The 17,838-nt window shown below is 69.2% G+C and carries 13 protein-coding genes; 10 read left to right on the plus strand and 3 right to left on the minus strand.

Features of this window, described 5'->3' with window-relative positions; all coding sequences use genetic code 11:
• The first annotated feature begins 4 nt into the window (after nt 1-4).
• The 5 genes from DY023_RS04220 to DY023_RS04240 all read left to right on the plus strand — a co-directional run bounded on the left by DY023_RS04220 (nt 5) and on the right by DY023_RS04240 (nt 4,932).
• A complete protein-coding gene (locus DY023_RS04220; protein WP_245958587.1) occupies nt 5-1,927 on the plus strand; it encodes a DUF8034 domain-containing protein in 1,923 nt (640 codons plus the stop codon).
• The gene (locus DY023_RS04225) at nt 1,924-2,724 is read left to right on the plus strand and encodes an RraA family protein (protein WP_116241101.1); all 801 of its coding nucleotides are present in this window, start codon (nt 1,924-1,926) and stop codon (nt 2,722-2,724) included. The genes DY023_RS04220 and DY023_RS04225 overlap by 4 nt, the downstream gene beginning before the upstream one ends.
• Nucleotides 2,694-3,641 carry an aldo/keto reductase gene (locus DY023_RS04230; protein WP_116241102.1) on the plus strand — a complete coding sequence of 316 codons (948 nt, stop codon included), beginning with the start codon at nt 2,694-2,696 and terminating at the stop codon, nt 3,639-3,641. Before DY023_RS04225 ends, DY023_RS04230 begins: the two co-directional genes overlap by 31 nt.
• Complete coding sequence (locus DY023_RS04235; protein WP_116241103.1) at nt 3,641-4,429, plus strand: amidohydrolase family protein; 789 nt, start codon at nt 3,641-3,643, stop codon at nt 4,427-4,429. The genes DY023_RS04230 and DY023_RS04235 overlap by 1 nt, the downstream gene beginning before the upstream one ends.
• Before the next feature lie 197 nt (nt 4,430-4,626).
• On the plus strand, nt 4,627-4,932 hold the full coding sequence (locus DY023_RS04240; protein ID WP_116241150.1) for a GIY-YIG nuclease family protein: 306 nt from the start codon (nt 4,627-4,629) through the stop codon (nt 4,930-4,932).
• A gap of 278 nt (nt 4,933-5,210) precedes the next feature.
• On the opposite strand, the gene DY023_RS04245 is transcribed toward DY023_RS04240, so the two are convergent.
• The 3 genes from DY023_RS04245 to DY023_RS04255 are packed head-to-tail and all read right to left on the minus strand — an operon-like array spanning nt 5,211 to nt 10,566.
• Nucleotides 5,211-5,882 carry a GntR family transcriptional regulator gene (locus DY023_RS04245; protein WP_116241151.1) on the minus strand — a complete coding sequence of 224 codons (672 nt, stop codon included), beginning with the start codon at nt 5,880-5,882 and terminating at the stop codon, nt 5,211-5,213.
• 18 nt (nt 5,883-5,900) lie between these two features.
• Complete coding sequence (locus DY023_RS04250; protein ID WP_116241104.1) at nt 5,901-6,518, minus strand: GDSL-type esterase/lipase family protein; 618 nt, start codon at nt 6,516-6,518, stop codon at nt 5,901-5,903.
• A 10-nt stretch (nt 6,519-6,528) separates the two neighbouring features.
• Nucleotides 6,529-10,566: an Ig-like domain-containing protein gene (locus DY023_RS04255; RefSeq protein ID WP_116241105.1), complete on the minus strand. Its 4,038-nt coding sequence runs from the start codon at nt 10,564-10,566 to the stop codon at nt 6,529-6,531.
• A gap of 350 nt (nt 10,567-10,916) precedes the next feature.
• On the opposite strand from DY023_RS04255, the gene DY023_RS04260 reads away from it, so the two are divergent.
• From DY023_RS04260 to DY023_RS04280, 5 genes are all read left to right on the plus strand, one after another.
• Nucleotides 10,917-11,771: a carbohydrate ABC transporter permease gene (locus DY023_RS04260; RefSeq protein WP_181905719.1), complete on the plus strand. Its 855-nt coding sequence runs from the start codon at nt 10,917-10,919 to the stop codon at nt 11,769-11,771.
• Nucleotides 11,768-12,682, plus strand: a complete 915-nt coding sequence (locus DY023_RS04265) for a carbohydrate ABC transporter permease (RefSeq protein ID WP_425453409.1) — start codon at nt 11,768-11,770, stop codon at nt 12,680-12,682. Before DY023_RS04260 ends, DY023_RS04265 begins: the two co-directional genes overlap by 4 nt.
• Before the next feature lie 46 nt (nt 12,683-12,728).
• Entirely contained in the window at nt 12,729-14,054 is a 1,326-nt protein-coding gene (locus DY023_RS04270) for an ABC transporter substrate-binding protein (RefSeq protein WP_116241107.1), read from the plus strand.
• A complete protein-coding gene (locus DY023_RS04275) occupies nt 14,054-15,454 on the plus strand; it encodes a BNR-4 repeat-containing protein (protein ID WP_116241108.1) in 1,401 nt (466 codons plus the stop codon). Before DY023_RS04270 ends, DY023_RS04275 begins: the two co-directional genes overlap by 1 nt.
• A 68-nt stretch (nt 15,455-15,522) precedes the next feature.
• Nucleotides 15,523-17,775 carry an FAD-dependent oxidoreductase gene (locus DY023_RS04280; protein WP_116241109.1) on the plus strand — a complete coding sequence of 751 codons (2,253 nt, stop codon included), beginning with the start codon at nt 15,523-15,525 and terminating at the stop codon, nt 17,773-17,775.
• The last annotated feature ends 63 nt before the right edge of the window (nt 17,776-17,838 follow it).

Here is a 17,838-nt window from a genome sequence, read left to right on the forward strand (position 1 = left end):
CCCGGTGACTGACGAGTACGCCTCCCCGCTGCGCACGATCCCGGCGTGGGCCGTGCTGCAGCGCCGGCTGTTCGACGAGATCGAGAGCGCGCGGCGCGTGTTCTCCGAACGGTACACGCTGCCGGACGGACGGCTGCGCGGCGTCGCCGAGTTCGAGGATCGGGACGGCGTGGACGACCTGTACGAGCCGTTCTTCAACTGGCCGGCGTTCTACCTGCTCGGCGGGCCCGACGAGGTGCTCTCCGACGCGAAGCGGCACTGGGAGGGCGTGACCCGCCAGCTCGCCGAGGCCGGCATGCTCACCGACGAGTACGAGAACGGCTACGACTGGTTCCATCAGGGCGAGTCGCTGCTGCTCTTCGCCGGCATCTGCGCAGCCGATCCGGACGACCCTGCATTCGCCGAGCGGGCCCGGCGCTTCGCCGACCTGTTCCTCGACCCCGTGCACGGCAACTACGACGCCGAGCGCAACATCATCCGCGCTCCGCACAACGGCGCCCTCGGCGCCCGCGTCGGATTGGACGACCCGGATGAGGACGGCCGGCTCGCACCCTACTCGGCCGACCGCGCCGAGATGCGCCCGTACGGCCTGCCGGTGCACGGGCTCGACGGCATCCGCGAGTGGGACGATCTCGCCGACCCGCGGAACGCCGCACGGATGACCGCCGAGATGCAGCACAGGGCCGCCGGTGACGTGGCGGTGAACCTGGCCGCCACATCGCTCGCCGCGAACCTCTGGCTGTACGCCGGCGACGACGAGGCCGCGGACTGGGTGCGGCGGTACGTCGACGGCTGGCGCGAGCGCGCCGACGGCGGCCTGATGCCCGACAACGTCGGCCCGGACGGCGAGGTCGGCTCGCTGCAGGACGGCCGCTGGTGGGGTGGCCACTACGGCTGGGCCTGGCCGCACGGCCTGCACTCGGTCGGCATGAGCGCGCTCATCGGCGCGCTCAACCACGCCCTGATCACCCGCGACGATGCCGCTCTCGACCTGGTGCGCACCATGCTCGACACGGTGCTCGACCAGGCGCGCACCGGCACGGTCGCGGACAGCACGTACAGCCTGCGCGGTGGGTGGATGGCCCGGTTCGGCGACGCCGCGCACGAGCCGGGGATGCTGGTGCCGTACCGGCACAGCCTCGACGGCTGGTTCGACTTCGGCCCACTGCAGCTCGATCTGCCGGTCTGGCTGTGGTGGTGGACCCGCGACGAGAGCGACCGTGCCCGCCTGCAGCGCATCGCCGACGGCATCCCGACATCCGCCGACCTTGTCGCGCCGTTCCGCGACAAGGAGGAGGCCGGCCACGAAGCGGGCTGGTTCGCGTACCTGTCCGGTGACCTGCCGGAGTACCCGGAGCGCGCGCTCGAGATGGCGCTCGGCCAGGTCGCCCGGCGCACCGCGATGATGCTCGCCGACGGCACCGATCCGGATGCCGCTCATCTGCACTTCTGGCAGCGAGTGAACCCCGTCGCCACCGAGGTGCTCACGCAGCTCGTCGGCGGCGCTCCCCAGGTGCTCTACAACGGCGGCCTCGGCTTCACCGCGCTGCGCTACGAGGACGTCGATCGCGGCAGACCCGGCATCCCCCAGGACGTCGCCGCGCTCGTGCACCGCCTCGACGGCGACGACATCGGGCTGCGACTGGTGAACACCTCGGTCGTGCACACGCGCACCGTGCGGATCCGTGGCGGCCGCTTCGGCCTGGACCGCGTCGTCTCGGTCGCGGCGCGCGTCGAGGAAGCGGGTGGCTACCCCGGGGCATCCGGCTCCTACGCCGCTCCCGCCGGCGCCGTCGTGACCCGCACCGCGGAGTGCGACGACGACCTCGTGGTGACGCTGCCGCCTGCGCACGGTGCCGACCTCGACCTCACCCTCGCCAGGGCGGCAGGTTCGCCCCGGCATCTCATCACCGAAGGACACGCATGACCGCCGAACTGATCCGCCCCGACTTCGCCCTCCCGGTGCGGGGCGCGGCCTACTCCCGCCCCGACGCCGCCCTCGTCGAGGACTTCTCGTCGCTGTCGTCGGCGACGGCGTGCGCGAAGCTGCATCAGCTCGGCATCCGCCGCACGTTCGTCGAGGGCCCGACTCCGCTCACGACGGGCAGCCGCGTCGTCGGCTCCGCGCTCACGCTGCAGTTCATGCCGCAGCGCGAGGACATGGCGCTGCCGCAGGACTCCTCCGCCGGCGTCGAGCAGGAGTACGCCGAGCGGCACACCGCCCTGTGGCACGTGCTCGAGGCGGTGCAGCCGGGCGACGTGCTGGTGGTGCAGGCGTACGGCAGCAGGTTCTCGGGATGCCTCGGCGACATCCTGGTGCGCTACTTCATGCGCAAGGGCGGCGCGGGCATCGTCGTCGACGGCCGCATCCGCGACGCCGGGCGCATCCGCGAGCTCGGCATCCCGGTGTGGTGCACGGGGACGACCCCGCACTACGCCTCGCAGTCCGAGTTGGCGCCCTGGGCGTACGACGTGCCGGTCGCCGTCGGCGGCGCGCTGTGCATGCCGGGCGACCTGGTGATCGCCGACGACGACGGCCCTGTCGTGGTGCCACAGGCCATGGCCCCGCAGGTGGTCGCATCGGCACGTGATCACGAGGAATGGGAGGTGTTCAGCCGCAGCCGACTCGACGAGGGCGCACGGCTGAGCGACTACTACCCGCTCACCCCCGACACCCGCGAGGAGTACGAGGCATGGCGCTCCCTGCAGCCTTCCACCCGCTGACACCCGTTCCGTGGCTGCGCGACGACCTCGGGCTCGGCTGCGCGCCCATCGGGAATCTGTTCACACCGGTCGCCGACGACGACGCCGTCGCCACCGTGCACGCCGCGCTGGACGCCGGAGTGCGATTCTTCGACACCGCGCCCCTATATGGCTCGGGCGAGAGCGAGCGCCGTCTCGGCCTCGCCCTGCAAGGTGTGCCGCGCGACTCGTACGCGCTGGGCACGAAGGTGGGCCGCCTGTTGGTGGATGCCGCTGGGAGCACGGTCGCTCCGGGCTCCGTCGGCCGGGACTCGGTCGCCGACCTCAGCCGGGATGCGGTGTGGCGCAGTCTGGAGAGCAGCCTCGCTCTGCTCGGCACCGACCGGGTCGACGTGCTCTATCTGCATGACCCGCTCGACGTGGATGCCGCCCTGTCGGGAGCGCTGACCGCCATGACCGAGCTGCGCGAGCAGGGCGTCGTGCGAGCCATCGGCATCGGCAACGGGGTCCTCCCCGTGCTCGAGCGGTACGCCGCCGAGGCGCCGGTCGACGTGCTGATGGAGGCGGGAAGGCTCACCCTGATCGACCGCGGCGCCCAGGAGCGGCTGATGCCGCTCGCCGCGGAGCGAGGCATCTCGATCGTGGCTGCGGGGGTGTTCAACTCCGGGATCCTCGTGGACCCGGAGGGGTCGCCGTTCTTCGACTACCGCCGCGCCGATGACGTCCTCATCGAGCGCGCGCTGCGCATGCGGGACGTGTGCGCGTCGCACGGCGCGACACTCGCGGATGCCGCGGTGCAGTTCCCGCTGCGGCACGGCGCCGACGGTGTCGTGGTCGGGGCGCGCACGCCGGAAGAGGTGCTCGCGTTCGTGCGCGGACGGGATGCCGCGATCCCGGACGAACTCTGGAGCGCGCTCGACGAGGTGGTCGCCGCCTGATGGACATCGTGGACGCACACGTGCACATCTGGGACGTCGACGCGTTCCCGATCCCGTGGTTCCATGACGGCCTCGGTCTGCCCCCTGTCTCCGCGCCGGAAGCCTTTCGCGACGCGGCCGCGCCCTGCGGGGTCTCGGCCGCCGTCGCCGTGCAGGTCGCGGACTCCGTCGAGGAGGCGCGCTGGCTGGCGGCGACGACCGCGACGGACCAGATGCTCACCCGCGCCGTACTGCAGTACGAACCCGAGCCGGGACGAGTCCTGGGCGCCACGGCGTTCGAGGACGCCACGTTCAGCGGCATCCGTGCGGCGATCCCGCAGTTCGCGGCCGATCTCTCGGACGTGCCGGGTCTGGACGCCCTGACCGACGCCCTGGGGTCTGCAGGACGGGTGCTGGAGCTGCTGCTGCGCCCGGAGCAGCTGCCGGGCGCGGCAGCGCTCGCCGGCCGGCATCCGGCGACGCCGATCGTGCTGTGCCATCTGGGCCTCGGCCACGGCGCGGCCACGGAGGCGTGGCGGTCGGGTCTGGCGGCGTTCGCCGCCGCCGGCAACACATACGCGAAGTTCTCCGGGCTGCTCTCGCCGACTCGGACGGATGCCGAGCTCTCGGCGCTCGCCCGCACGGCGCGGGGCCTCTTCGGCGCCGACCGCCTGATGTTCGGCAGTGACTGGCCGATGTCGGCCCGCACGCACACCTACGCCGAGGTCGTCGACGCCGTCTCCCGCGTGATGCCCGACAGCCCGGCCTTCTGGACCGGCACTGCCGCCCGCCTCTACCCTCTGTCCTGAGACCTCTCCCGCCCGGGTCGCCAGCGACCGCCCTTCGTCACTTCGTCTCGCTGCGCTCGCTCAGCACGGCGCTCGTCGCTGGCGCTCCTCGCTCAGGAGCCGGGCACCCGGGTCCTGAGCGAGCGAAGCGAGACGAAGGACGTGCCGCTGTGGAGAACTCCAGGCGCCCCGTCCCGGAACGGCGTACCTTCGCCGTCATGCCTCACGTCTACATCCTGAAGTGCTCGGATGGCAGCCTCTACACCGGGAGCACTTGGAACCTCGAGTACCGTCTCGCCCAGCACGAGTTCGGCGAGGGCGGCGACTACACGAGACGACGCCGTCCGGTCGAACTCGTGTGGTGTGCGGAGTTCTCGCGTGTGGACGAAGCATACGGATGGGAACGCCGGATCCACGGCTGGTCGCGAGCCAAGAAGCAGCTCCTCATAGACGTGAAGTACGAGGACCTGCCCGGATGGAGCAGGAGACAGCGCGAGGCGAAGCGGGCCGAGGATCGTGACTGACGTCCTTCGTCTCGTCGCTGGCGCTCCTCGCTCAGGACCCGGGGATCGGACTGTCGCACGCCCCGGGTCCTGAGCGAGCGAGGAACGAGCGAGACGAAGGACGCCCTCACCAGTGTCTGACGTCCTTCGTCTCGCTTCGCTCGCTCAGGAACCGGGAAGTCGAACCTCAGGAGCCACGCTTCGGGTCCTGAGCGAGCGAGGAACGAGCGAGACGAAGGGCGTCCCCGCAGCTGGGACTGACGTCCTTCGTCTCGCTTCGCTCGCTCAGGAGCCGGGCCTCAGGAGCCGGTGGAGCCGGAGTCGTCCAGCAGGGTGCCGGCGGCGTGACTGCGGAACAGGTCGGCCGCAGCATCCGCATCTCCGGCGTCGAGAACGTCGAGCAGGCCGCGGTGCCAGTCGGCCACCTCGTGCCAGTCGCCGGTGAACTTCGGATCTCCGAGCACGTGCATGACGCGCAGGCTGGGCTCGAGCAGATCCCACATCTTCGGAAGGTAGACGTTGCCGCTCGCCTCGATCACAGTCCGGTGGAAGGTGAAGTCGAGCTCGCGGAAGCGGGCGAGGTCGGGGGCGTCCGCCGCCTCGTGCATCGCGTCGATGAGGTCGGAGAGCGCGGCGCGGCGCTCCTCATCCAGGGTGCCGCAGGCGAGCCGTCCGGCCAGTCCCTCGAGCTCGACGCGGGCGACCTTGGCCTGGCTCGCCTCCTCCTGCGAGTAGCTGGCGACGAAGTTGCCCTGGTGCCGCACGTGCGACACCAGCCCTTCGTGCGCGAGCCGCTTCAGCGCGTCGCGCACCGGCGCCTGGCTGACCTGCAGCTGACGGGCCAGCTGCGACTCCACCAGCTGCTCCCCGGGGGCCAGGGTCGAGTCCTTGATCATCTCCTTGATCATCGAGTAGATCTGATCCGACAGCAGCCCCCGCTGCAGCCCCATCGTCCCGAGCGCATCAGTCATGTTCACAGTGTACTTTCGTTATCGACTATCGCTAATGCCGGCGGCATCCCGCCAGGCCTGCGCGATCAGACGCGATCCTTCCGGGGTCGGGTGCACGCCGTCCGGCGCGAGCTCGGCCGCATCGCGCCCCTCCGCCGCGGCCGCGAACAGGGCGGCCAGCGGCACGAGCGCGGCGTCGTACTCCTCCGCCAGGCGCACCACGACTCGTCGCTTCTCCTCGAGGTCGATGAGCCAGCCCTGCTGCTCGTCGTCCAGTGGCAGGAAGAACGGCTCCATGAGGATCAGCCGCGGGCTGTGCGCGGCCACGACGGCGTCGAGGATGCGGCGGTACGCGGCCTCGTAGTCGGCGGTGTCCGTGGGGTCGTCGCTGTCATGCCGCCGCAGCATCTCGTTCACGCCCACGTACACCGTGAGCAGCTCGGGCGCCGTCGGCATCAGCTCTGCGCCCCAGCGCGCCTCGAGGTCGGCCACGCGGTTACCGGCGATCCCGAGGTTGCGCACCGTGGCGCCGCCGGCGACGAGTTCGTCCGCGAGCAGCGACACGTATCCGTCGCCCAATGAGGCGGCGTCGCCCCTGTCGCGACCGGCGTCGGTGATCGAATCCCCGATGAACACGATCCTGCGGGGTGCTGACATCGTCTGCCTCCTAGTTCTTCAGCTTCTTGCGCACGGACGTCTTGAGCTCGACGGTCGCCGTGTCCAGTGTGACGGTCAGGGTCTGGTGCGGACGCACCTTGCGGCTGTCGAAGCCCGTGACCATGTCGGCCGTCACCGGCTGCTGCGTCACCGTCCCGTCGCTCCACTCGACGTCGAGCAGCATCCCGGTCGTGTCGAGCTCCTCGCCCACCAGGTAGGCGGTCTTCGGCTTCGCGTCGTCCGCCCAGCGGATGCCGGCCACGCTGGCCGGCGGCGGCGTCGGGCGCACGACGAGCGTGTTCTCCTTGGCGTAGTGGTACAGGTTCAGGTACCCGTCGGCGCCGATGCGCAGGTTCTCCCTCGCGTCGAGCACGTTCCACACGGTCTTGCCGTCCACGCGCAGCACCACGCGCGTTCCGCCGTCCTCGGCGATCGCGCCCACCTCGATGCGATGCGTGCTGTTCGGCTCGATGACGGTGTTCGGGATGATGTCGAGCATCGTCTGGCCTGGCGTCCAGCTCTGGAACTCGAGCGTGTCCTCCTTGACGATGAACAGGTATCCGGTGTTGGAGTTCTGCCAGGCGGGGATCCCGGTCTGGTCGGAGCGCACCTGGAAGCCGTACCAGCCGCCGTCGAAGGCGCCGAAGTCCGCATCGAACTGCAGCAGCTCGTCGGCATAGCGCTCCGCCTTGTACCCGTACACGCCCTGCGCGGTCAGTCGCACCCCGTCGTCGCCGACGGCGATGCCGTCCGCGACGCTCCAGTTCGCGGCGTCCTTCAGCTGGGCGTCCAGCCGCTTCGCCGGGTACTCGGCGTCCGCCACGGTGACGGTCACGGAGTCGGTGAGCGCCGGGTCGGAGACGGATGCCGCGGTGACGGTCGTGGTTCCGGCGCCGACGGCGGCGATGCGCCCGTCGACGACCGTCGCGACCGCCGGGTCGGCGACGGTCCAGGTGACGCGGGTGTCACTGGCGTCCTCCGGAGCCGCCGTCGCCTTCACACTGTGCCGCTCGCCGACGTTCAGGGCGAGGGTCTCGGCGTCCAGGCTGATGCCCGTCACCGGCACACCCGACAGCGAGAATCCGATGTTGTCGAGGTCGAGCGACTTGTATCCCTCGACGTAGAAGCCGACGCGGCCGGCGGCGCCGGGAGCCGGGTCCCTGCCCTCCAGCACGACGGAGCCGTTCACGACGATCCTGATCTTGCCGTCCTGCACGGCGATCCGCACGTGGGAGGTCTTCCCGTTCGGCAGCGCCTGGTCGGCCGGGAGCACCTTCTCGGCGACGATCTGCCAGTTGCCGTCGAAGATGTCCCAGGTCGGACCGGCCGCCGCATTTCGGTACCGGATGTAGCCGCCGCCGTTCTGGTTGCGGTTGTAGATCAGCAGGTCGGACTTCACGACGTCGCCGGCAGGCGGGGTGACGTCGAAGTCCAGCACGAACTGGGTGAAGTCGCGGGGCAGCAGCGAGTTCGCGCCGTTCACGATGCGGTACACCTTGTTGCCCGTGGCGTCGACCTGGATGCTGCGGTTCGGGTCGGTCGGCCAGCTGTTCGCCCCCGACTCGAAGTCGGTGAAGTGCAGCACGCCGTCGCCCTCGGAGACGATGACCTCGATGGTCGCCTGCTTCGCGGTGTCGGACTTCGCGGTCGCGGTCACGGTCGTCGTTCCCGGGCCCATGCCGAGGACGACGCCCTTGGCGTCCACCGTCGCGACCGCCGTGTCGGCGGAGGTGTAGGTGACCTCGGCATCCGCGGCGTTCCAGGGCAGCGGCACCGCACGGACGCGGACCTGATCGCCGGCGTCGAGGTGCACCTGGTCGCTGTCGAAGGCGATGCCCGTCAGCTCCACCTTCTCCGGCGACTGGGACTGGCCGATGTGACCCTGCACGCCGATCTCATCGAACGCGATGGGCTCGAAGCCGGGGATCTCGGTGAACACCTCGGAGTCCGCCTTCAGCGCGTAGTCGCCCTTCGAAGCATCCACGAAGCCGGGGTCGGCCGTCGCGACGAGGTTGGTGCCGTAGTTCAGCAGGTTCTTGCCGTCCTTCGCGCCCTGGTCGTTCAGTCCGGCGATCGGCTTGCGGTTCGGGTTCCACACCACGTTCTTCGCGTAGGTGCTGTGGTCTGGGTAGTAGTGGTTGTCCTCGAAGAAGTGGGCCAGTTCGGGGTACTTCTCGAGGTACGGCGTGCCGACGAAGTCGTTGTTCTCCTCGAACACCCGCTTCCACTCCGGCATGTACGACCGGTCGACGACGTTGCCCTCCTGGTCGCCCATCCACTGCTCGTAGTTGTCGTACGGAACGTAGGCGTCGACGAAGACGTTGTTGCTCGCGTTGATGTAGTCGGCCGAGCCGCTCTTGATCGCCGAGTTGCCCATGTTCACGAACACGTTCTTCTCGATCGTGAGGTCCCAGGTGAAGTTGTCGGCGTAGATGCCCTCGACGCCGGCGATGCCCACGCCGATGTCGTGGAAGTAGTTCTCGCGGAACACGTGCCCGCGCTGCTGCGGCGTCATCCCGGAGTTCATGTAGATCGCGCCGAGGTCGTTGAACAGCTTGCAGACGTCGTACACCTCGTTGCGCTCGAACAGGTGGTCGTTGCCGTAGACGATGATGCCCGGGTGCGGGGCGTCATGGATCTTGTTGTTCTTCGCCACGTTGCCGACGCCGTCGAACATCACACCGGGGTTGTAGGCCTTGTGGTAGTACGCGAAGTCGGCGATCTCGGAGTTCTGCACGCTGTTGCGGCCGGGTTCGAGGGTCTTCTTGTCGCCGCCCTGCAGCACCACCCCGATGCCGCCGACGTGCGTGATCTTCGAGTCCGTCACCGCGTGGTCGCGGCCCCCGCGGTTGATCGGGATGCCGTCGTAGGTGTAGCGACCGGGCGAGTTGATCAGCACGCCGCCGTCGGTGAAGTTGCGGATGTCGGCGTGCGAGATCTTCACGTTCGAGCCGCCGAGGATGACGGCGGCGGTGGCGCGCCCGTACTCCATCACGATGTCGTCGAAGGTGACGTAGGAGGTGTCGTCGGTGCGGAGCATGGGCTCGTTCAGCGTGGTGACGGTGACGTCGCCCTCGCCCGAGGTGAACGCGGCATTCGGGATCAGGTACAGCTTCCCGGCATCCCGGTCGATGTAGTACTCGCCGGGCGCATCGAGCTCCTCGAGCAGGTTCTGCGCGAAGTGGAAGTCGGGGAACCAGCTCTTCATGATCCCGGACATCTCGCCGTAGCGCAGCGTGATGGTCTTGGCGGTGGTGTCGATCTTCTCGATCTTGTTGTACGACCACTCCCAGCTGTAGCCGAAGATGCCGTCCAGCCAGACGTCCTTCGCCGCGGTCCAGTACTTCGGGCGGTCGTAGCCGTAGGTGAACGTGCCACCGCGGTCCTGCAGGTCGGCGTCCTTCCGGGTGGGGCCCGGATCGACGATGTCGCCCATCTGCACGGTCGGGGTCGCCGCGTCGGCGTTGGGCCAGCGGGCCAGGGTCATGCCCTGCCCCGCGATGAAGAGCTCCATCGGCGGCGTCGTGCTGACGTCGTTGGCCTTCCAGTAGCCGTGCCGGCTGAGCTGCCCGAAGTCGGTGAGGCCGTGCGCCTTCAGGTCGATCTCGAGCACCTTGCTCCTGGCGGACTCCTCGACGATGCGGCCGGTGACCGCAGCATCTGCGACCTTGGCGAAGTCGTCGCGCGGCAGGGTGCTTCCGCCGGTGAGCGTCGCCCGCTCGCCGGGGTAGGAGCGGTACTCGATCGGATGATCCGCGGTTCCGGAGTCCTGTTGCTCGAGGGTGAAGGAGGCGCTGCGCCGGTACTCCCCCTCGCGCAGGAAGACGGTCATCCCGTCGGGCAGGCCGGCGCCGGCCTTGAGCTGGCGGATGCGGTCGCGCGCGCCCTCGAGCGTTGCGAGCGGAGCGCCGATCGTGCCGGCCGCGGTGTCGTCACCCCCGGGCGCCACATAGAGGGCAGGACCGTCTGCGGCGGATGCCGGGGACGTCGCGGCGAGGGCCGATCCGAGGATCGCCGCCAGGGCCAGAGTTGCCAGTGCACGCTTCATCGCGTCTCCGATTGCTCATCGAGGGGCGCGGGTGGTGACCCGCACGGTCGCTGGGGCGACCAGTCGAAAGCCTAACTAATCGATAATCGCTAATCAAGCATCGATCCGCCCCCACGAGTCGCCTGCTTCAAACTTCACATCTCTTCCCGTTTCATCACAGTTTGTCTCGTTACTTGATCGTGACAACGCCAGGTTGACGAGCGGCGCATGACCGGTAACCATGGAAATATCGCTGCAGGCACCCGAGCCGCCGCGGAACGCACCAAGGTCAAGGATGCCCAGTCATGACAGAACTTCTCGATAGTTCACATAAGCTGTCAACAAATCGTCCGCGGCGGATCTCGAACGGGATGTTCGCCCTGCTGCTGACGGCGCCCGGCCTTGCCCTTCTCGCCGCCGTCGTCGTCTACCCGCTGATCACCGCCCTGGTCACGGCGTTCTTCGAGCAGAGCCTCGTCGAGCCCGGCCGTGAGTTCGTCGGCCTGGACAACATCATCGATGTGCTCACCGGCGACTTCCTCCGCCTGCTGTGGCAGACCATCGTCTTCACCCTCGGCACGACGATCGCGCCGTTCGTGATCGGTTTCGGTCTCGCCTTGGCCTTGAACACTCGCATCCGCGGCGCGAAGGTGCTGCGCGGCATCATGCTCATCCCCTGGCTGATCCCCGGCGTCGTGGTCTCGTTCCTGTGGATGTGGATCTTCAACGCCAACTACGGCGTGATGAATGCCGCTCTGGAGTCGATCGGACTGATCGACGAGCCGCAGGCGTGGCTCGCGAATCCGACCACCGCGATGATCGCGGTCATCGTCGCAAAGACCTGGCAGTCCTTCCCCTGGATGATGGTGATGCTGCTCGCCGGCCTGCAGACGGTGCCGCCCGAGCTCCACGAAGCGGCCGAGATCGACGGCGCCGGCACCGTGCGCCGCTTCTTCTCGATCACCGTGCCTCAGCTCAGCGGCATCATCGGGCTGGTGCTGCTGCTCGAGTTCATCTGGAACTTCCAGCACTTCGACATCATCTACGTGCTCACCGGCGGCGGCCCCGCCGGATCCACCCAGACCTTCGCCACCGCGGTGTACGAGACCGCGTTCACCGGATTCGACCTGGGCAGGGCCGGCGCTCTCGGCCTGCTCTGGATGGTCCTGCTGATGGGGCTGGTCGTCGTGTACGTCCGGTTCTCCGAGAAGGGAGAGAAGCGATGACCTCGCTGCTCACCGAGTCCCCCGCCATCGTCGACGCAGACGCCGACCGCCCCGCGCAGGTGATGCGCAAGCCGCGCGTGCGCGCGGATCGGCGCGCTGTGACCGTCAGTGCGTGGATCGTCGTCGCCGTGTTCGGCGGATTCGCCCTGCTGCCCGTGTACTGGCTGCTCGCGACCTCGCTCACCCCGCGCACCGAGGTGTTCGCCTACCCGCCGAGGCTGTTCCCCTCCGAGATCAGCTTCGACGCCTACCTGGCGCTGGCGAACAACCCGGCCCTGTTCGGATACCTGCGCAACAGCATCATCGTGTCGATCATCACCGCCGTGCTCTCGGTGATCGTCTCCGCATACATGGGCTACGCGTTCTCGAAGTTCCGATACCGCGGCCGGCGCAGCCTGATGTACTTCGTGCTGGCCTCGCAGATGTTCCCGCAGGCGCTTCTGCTGATCACCCTTTACACCGTGTTCTCCGCATACGGGCTGCTGAACACCTACGCGGCCCTGGTGCTGTCGTTCACGACCTTCACGCTGCCGCTGTGCGTGTGGATGCTGAAGGGCTTCTTCGACACCATCCCCGACGACCTCATCGAGGCCGCGCTCGTCGACGGAGCGTCGCGCATGCGCATCATCCACTCCGTGGTGCTGCCGCTCGCAGCGCCGGGTCTCGTCGCTGCAGGTCTGTTCGCCTTCGTCCGCGGCTGGAACGACTTCATCTTCGCCCTCACGCTCGCCGGCCCCGACAAGCAGACGCTGCCCCCGGGCCTGGTGAACACGTTCATCGGCGAGGCCTCGACCGCCTGGCCCGAGCTGATGGCGGCATCCCTCGTGGTGTCACTGCCGGTCGCCATCGCCTTCATCGCACTGCAGCGCTACCTCGTCGGAGGAATGACCGCCGGCGCGGTCAAGGGCTGACCCGCTTCCCTTCCCATCTGAACCCTCGAAGAAGAGAGAGAGAACCATGTCTCAGACCACCCCGTCCGTCTCGCGCCGTCAGCTGCTGCAGTTCGCAGGCCTCGGCGCCGCCGGCCTCATGCTCGCGGGCTGCATGCCCACCGGCGGCTCGGGAGCGGCCGCGCCGAGCTCCGGCACCGCCCTCGCCCCCGGCACGTTCACCCCTGCCGACTTCTCGTTCTCGAGCTGGTCACTGACCGAGGAGGCCGCGGCCCCCGCGATCAAGGCTCTGCTGGACGGCTACAAGAAGAAGGACTCCGTCGGCATCACCGAGGTCTCCTTCCCCTACAACGAGTACTTCAAGCAGCTGATGCTTCAGGTGCGTGGCGGGCAGTTCTCCGGCGCTGCACACGTGGACGTCGCGTGGCTCGCCTCGCTCGCCGCCCTCGGCAAGCTGCAGGACGTCTCCGCGTTCACCAAGGACCGCGGCTACACAGCGTCCGCGCTGGAGGCCGCGCAGTACGACGGCGTCCAGTACGGCTTCCCGTGGACCATCGGCGCGATCGGCCTCGTGACCAACTCCGAGCTCATCCAGAAGGCCGGCATCGACGAGTTCCCGGTGACGATCGACGAGTACGAGGGCGCGTTGAAGAAGCTGAAGGGCCTCGGCGGCGGCGTCATCCCCTATGCAGCCTCCACCAAGGCCGCGCAGCTGAAGGACATCCTGATCTGGATGGAGACCTTCGGCAGCCCGCTGGTGAAGGACGGCAAGGTCACCATCGGCGACGACGCCAGCGTCGAGGCCGTCACCTGGTACAAGTCGCTCTACGACCAGGGCCTGATCGCCGCCGATGTCGACCGCTTCGACGCCCGCTCGCTGTTCTCGCAGGGCCGCGCCGCGATCTACGACGACGCCCCGGTGGGCCGCAACACCGTCGTGAAGGACTCTCCGGACCCGAAGCTGGGCGAGAAGATCGTCTCGGAGTCGCGTCCGGTGCTGAAGAAGGGCGACACCCCGCGCGCCCTGGTGTGGGGCGGCGCGATCGTCGTGGTCGGCGGTGCAGGCGACGATGCCACCGGCACTGCCGCGGACTTCGGTCAGTGGTCCACCAGCGACCTGGATGCCGTGCTCGGCGACTACGAGGTGCGCGGTCTCCCGCCCGTCACCGAGGAGGCGCAGGCGTCCGACATCGTCACCTCCGACGCCTTCGGCTCGCGCTTCGCCGAGAAGGTCACGGCGACCGCGACCGTCAACCCGTTCTGGCAGTACCCCGAGTACGCCCAGGTCGAGACCGCCGTCGCCGATCGCGTGCAGGCCGTGCTGGTCGGGCAGCAGAGCCCGAAGGACGCCATGGCCGCCGCCGGCGAGGCCGCACAGAAGCTGATCGGCTGATGCGCGCTCCGATCAGGCGCAGGGCGGCCGCTCTCGCGACAGCCGGACTGGCGGCCGCGACGATCGCCGCCCTGGCGCCGGCGGCGAGCGCCGCCGTGCACCCGACCGTGGTCGAGACCGTCCCGGTGACCGTCGACGGCTCCAACCAGTCCGGATGGTGGAATCCGCTGACCGTCGTCGGCGACACCACCTACTTCGCCTACAACGTCCCCGCGGGGACGAACCGTCACCAGGTGCACCTCGCGGCCCGCTCCGCGGACGGCGAGTGGACCTCCGGATGCCTGCGGTTCGCGACCGGCGCCTGCGCCGACTATCTCAACGACAACGGGCACAATCAGCCGTCGATCGCGATCGACGGCGCCGGCGACATCCACGTGTTCGCCTCCATGCATCACGAGGACTGGAACTACTTCCGCTCCGCCACGCCCGGTGACGTCACGTCGCTGGTCGAGGTCAGCGAGGAGATGCCCGACCAGGGAGCGACGGTCTCGTACCCGATCACCTCGGTCGGTCCCGACGGCGACGTCTGGCTGATGGTGCGCACCGGCCCTGATGCGCAGGCGCGCCGTGACGGGGTGCTGTACCGGTACGACCTGGATGCCCGCACCTGGGCGCGGGAGACGCTCATCGCCTCCGCGACCAACTTCTCGGTGTACCCGGACGACCTCACGGTCGACGAGTCCGGCCAGGTGCACGTGCTCTGGGAGTGGCACAAGTGGGCTGCCGGCCCGTACCGCCACCTGGGGTCCTACGCGGTGTGGAACCCGGACACCAAGTCGTTCCACGACGTCGCCGGTGACGCCCTTCCCACGCCGATCCGCCCCACCACCCCCGGCCCCGTGGTCTTCCAGCCGTTCACCGCCGACGAGTCGATGGACAGCACCACGCCCGCGTTCCAGACCGCGAAGATGGCGGTGCAGGACGGCGCGCTGCAGGGCATCACCTACCGCTACTCCGCGGCAGGGTCGACGCTGTTCGATCTGAAGTGGGCGGCATGGGACGGCTCGGCGTGGAACCGCGAGACACTGATCGACTCGGCCTCGCTCGGCGCGGGCGTCGACACGATCGCGGCGATGGATGCCACGGCCTTCGGCTCGAAGACCCGCGCCTACGGCGTCGTGTCCGTGAAGGAGGGTACCGGCCTGCGCAGCCAGGTCGTGATGTTCGAGCAGGCGAAGGGCCGCACGGGCTGGGCCGTCGAGGCGATCGGCGCGCCGATGACCGGGCAGCAGCGTCTGCGGGCCGCCACCGGACCTGCGGGCATGGACGTGCTCTATCTCAGCGCGCCCGCCACCCCCGGCGGCGGAACCCTCCGCTACGCCGAGATCCCGCGCTCCGGTGAGAAGCGCGCCGGCGGCTCGCTCGCCGACATCGTCACCGCCCTGCGCGACGCGCAGTGACACCCCGGCGGATGCCGCGCGCAGCGCGCGGCATCCGCCCTCTGAACGAAACCCAGGAGTACCACCCCATGCGCACGCAGACCATCGAAGCCGACATCATCGTCGTCGGAGGAGGCCTTGCCGGTGTGAGCGCCGCCGTCGCCGCAGCACGACTCGGCCGGCGCACCGTCCTCATCAACAACCGGCCGGTGCTCGGGGGCAACTCGTCCTCCGAGGTGCGGGTGTGGGTGTGCGGAGCCACGGCGCACGGCAATCAGCGCTGGGCGCGCGAGACCGGGATCATGGGCGAGATGTTCCTCGAGAACCAGTACCGCAATCCCGAGGGCAACCCGGTGTACTGGGACGACGTCGTGCTGGACACGGTGCGCCGCGAGCCGAACCTGCAGCTCTTCCTCAACACCGAGGTGATCGAGGCCGGTGCCACCGGCCCCGACGACGACCGTCGCGTCACCTCGGTGACCGGATGGACCATGGGCTCCGAGATCCGTACGGTCTTCCACGCACCGATCTTCCTGGACTGCACCGGCGACGGACTGGTCGGCCGCCTCGTCGGCGCACGGCACCGGCTGGGCAAGGAGGGGCGCGCCGAGTTCGACGAGGCGTGGGCCCCCGAGGAGCCGATCCGCGAGTTCCTCGGTTCGACGCTGCTGTTCTACACGAAGGATCTGGGCCACCCGGTCAAATTCGTCGCCCCCGAGACGGCGAAGGACATCAGCACCACTCCGATCCCCGCGACCCGCATCATCCGCAGCGGCGACAGCGGCGCGCACTACTGGTGGATCGAGTGGGGCGGTCAGCTCGACATCGTCGACGACAACGAGCGCATCCGCGACGAGCTGCGCTCGGTGATCCTCGGCATCTGGGACCACATCAAGAACTCCGGCGAGTTCGACGCCGACAACCTCACCCTGGAGTGGATCGGCAACCTCCCCGGCAAGCGCGAGTACCGCCGCTTCGTCGGCGACCACACGCTGCGCCAGCAGGACGTGCTCGACCAGGTCGAGTTCGACGACGGCATCGGCTTCGGCGGATGGTCCATCGATCTGCATCCCGCCGAGGGCATGTACGCCACCGGCGCCGGCGCCGTGCAACGCTTCTCGGACGGGGTGTTCGAGATCCCGTTCCGCTCGTTGTACTCGGCCAACGTCTCGAACCTGCTGATGGCGGGCCGGAACATCTCGGCGACGCACATCGCCTTCGGCGCCGCCAGGGTCATGGCCACCTGCGCCGTGATGGGCGAGGCCGCCGGCACCGCGGCATCCCTCTGCCTGTCCTACGGCGAGAGCCCGCGAGAGCTCTACGCGAATCACCGGCGCGAGCTGCGCCAGGCGCTGCTGCGCTCGGACTCCTCGCTGATCGGCGTCGCCAATGAGGACCCGCAGGATCTCGCCCGGCGCGCGGTCGTCACCGCGTCGAGCCGGCGGCGCACGATCGCGACGGATGCCGGCGGCGCCGCCCCGCACCCGCTCGCAGACGACCTCGGCATCGTCATCCCGGTGCATCCGGCACTGGAGACCACCGACCTGCTGCTCGGCGCCGACGAGGCGACGACGCTCACGGTCGAGGTGTGGTCCAGCAGCAAGCGTCAGAACGTCGTCCCCGAGCGCCTCGAGCACACCGCGGTCGTCGAGGTGCCCGCAGGTGCGGCGAGCTGGGTGAGCGCACCGACCCCGTTCTTCCCCGAGACGCCTCAGAACGCGATCGTCGTGCTCCGCGCGAACCCCGCGGTCAGAGTTCAGCTGACCTCGCCGCTGCCCGCGGGCGTGCTCACGCTCGTGCACCGCGCCGACAACGACGACGAGAACGTCGAGATCAGCGACGAGGGCCTGCTGGTGAAGTGGCCGACCAAGCCGCTTCGCGGTCGTGTCCCGGTCTTCCGCACGGCGCCCGAGACCGAGGCTCTCGCTCCCGAGCGCGCCGTGTCCGGCTACAATCGCCCCTTCGGCGGTCCGAACATGTGGGCATCCGAGCCGCTCGCAGACGACACCGAATGGCTGCGGCTGGATTGGGACGCCCCGGTCGAGGCCCGCGAGGTGCGGCTGGTGTTCGACGACGACGTCGACGTCTCGCTGATCACCCTGCACCACCACCGCACGCCGGACGAGATCATGCCGCAGCTCGTGCGCGACTACCGCGTCGAAGTGCTCCCGGCGGGATCGGAGACGTGGACCACGGTCGTGGCGGTGCAGGGCAACCGTCATCGCCATCGCATCCACGCGCTGCCCGCAGGGCTCGGCGCTTTCCGCGCTGCGCGGCTCGTCGTCGAGGCCACGAACGGCGCCGCCGAGGCCCGTGTGATCGCGTTCCGGGTGCAGGCGTGACGGAAGGCGCTAACGTGAAGCGCACCCGCACTCCCGCGGGTGACCGTCGCACGATGAGGAGGC

The sequence above is a fragment of the Microbacterium bovistercoris genome, from assembly GCF_003387575.1.
In the GTDB taxonomy this organism is placed as follows: Bacteria; Actinomycetota; Actinomycetes; order Actinomycetales; family Microbacteriaceae; genus Microbacterium; species Microbacterium bovistercoris.

What these genes read in the sequence shown, in the direction of transcription:
- DY023_RS04225 (WP_116241101.1), top strand. Translation starts at nt 1,924, where the DNA reads ATGACCGCCGAACTGATCCGCCCCGACTTCGCCCTCCCGGTGCGGGGC.
- DY023_RS04230 (WP_116241102.1), top strand. Translation starts at nt 2,694, where the DNA reads ATGGCGCTCCCTGCAGCCTTCCACCCGCTGACACCCGTTCCGTGGCTG.
- DY023_RS04235 (WP_116241103.1), top strand. Translation starts at nt 3,641, where the DNA reads ATGGACATCGTGGACGCACACGTGCACATCTGGGACGTCGACGCGTTC.
- DY023_RS04240 (WP_116241150.1), top strand. Translation starts at nt 4,627, where the DNA reads ATGCCTCACGTCTACATCCTGAAGTGCTCGGATGGCAGCCTCTACACC.
- DY023_RS04245 (WP_116241151.1), bottom strand. Translation starts at nt 5,882, where the DNA reads ATGACTGATGCGCTCGGGACGATGGGGCTGCAGCGGGGGCTGCTGTCG.
- DY023_RS04250 (WP_116241104.1), bottom strand. Translation starts at nt 6,518, where the DNA reads ATGTCAGCACCCCGCAGGATCGTGTTCATCGGGGATTCGATCACCGAC.
- DY023_RS04255 (WP_116241105.1), bottom strand. Translation starts at nt 10,566, where the DNA reads ATGAAGCGTGCACTGGCAACTCTGGCCCTGGCGGCGATCCTCGGATCG.
- DY023_RS04260 (WP_181905719.1), top strand. Translation starts at nt 10,917, where the DNA reads ATGTTCGCCCTGCTGCTGACGGCGCCCGGCCTTGCCCTTCTCGCCGCC.
- DY023_RS04265 (WP_425453409.1), top strand. Translation starts at nt 11,768, where the DNA reads ATGACCTCGCTGCTCACCGAGTCCCCCGCCATCGTCGACGCAGACGCC.
- DY023_RS04270 (WP_116241107.1), top strand. Translation starts at nt 12,729, where the DNA reads ATGTCTCAGACCACCCCGTCCGTCTCGCGCCGTCAGCTGCTGCAGTTC.
- DY023_RS04275 (WP_116241108.1), top strand. Translation starts at nt 14,054, where the DNA reads ATGCGCGCTCCGATCAGGCGCAGGGCGGCCGCTCTCGCGACAGCCGGA.
- DY023_RS04280 (WP_116241109.1), top strand. Translation starts at nt 15,523, where the DNA reads ATGCGCACGCAGACCATCGAAGCCGACATCATCGTCGTCGGAGGAGGC.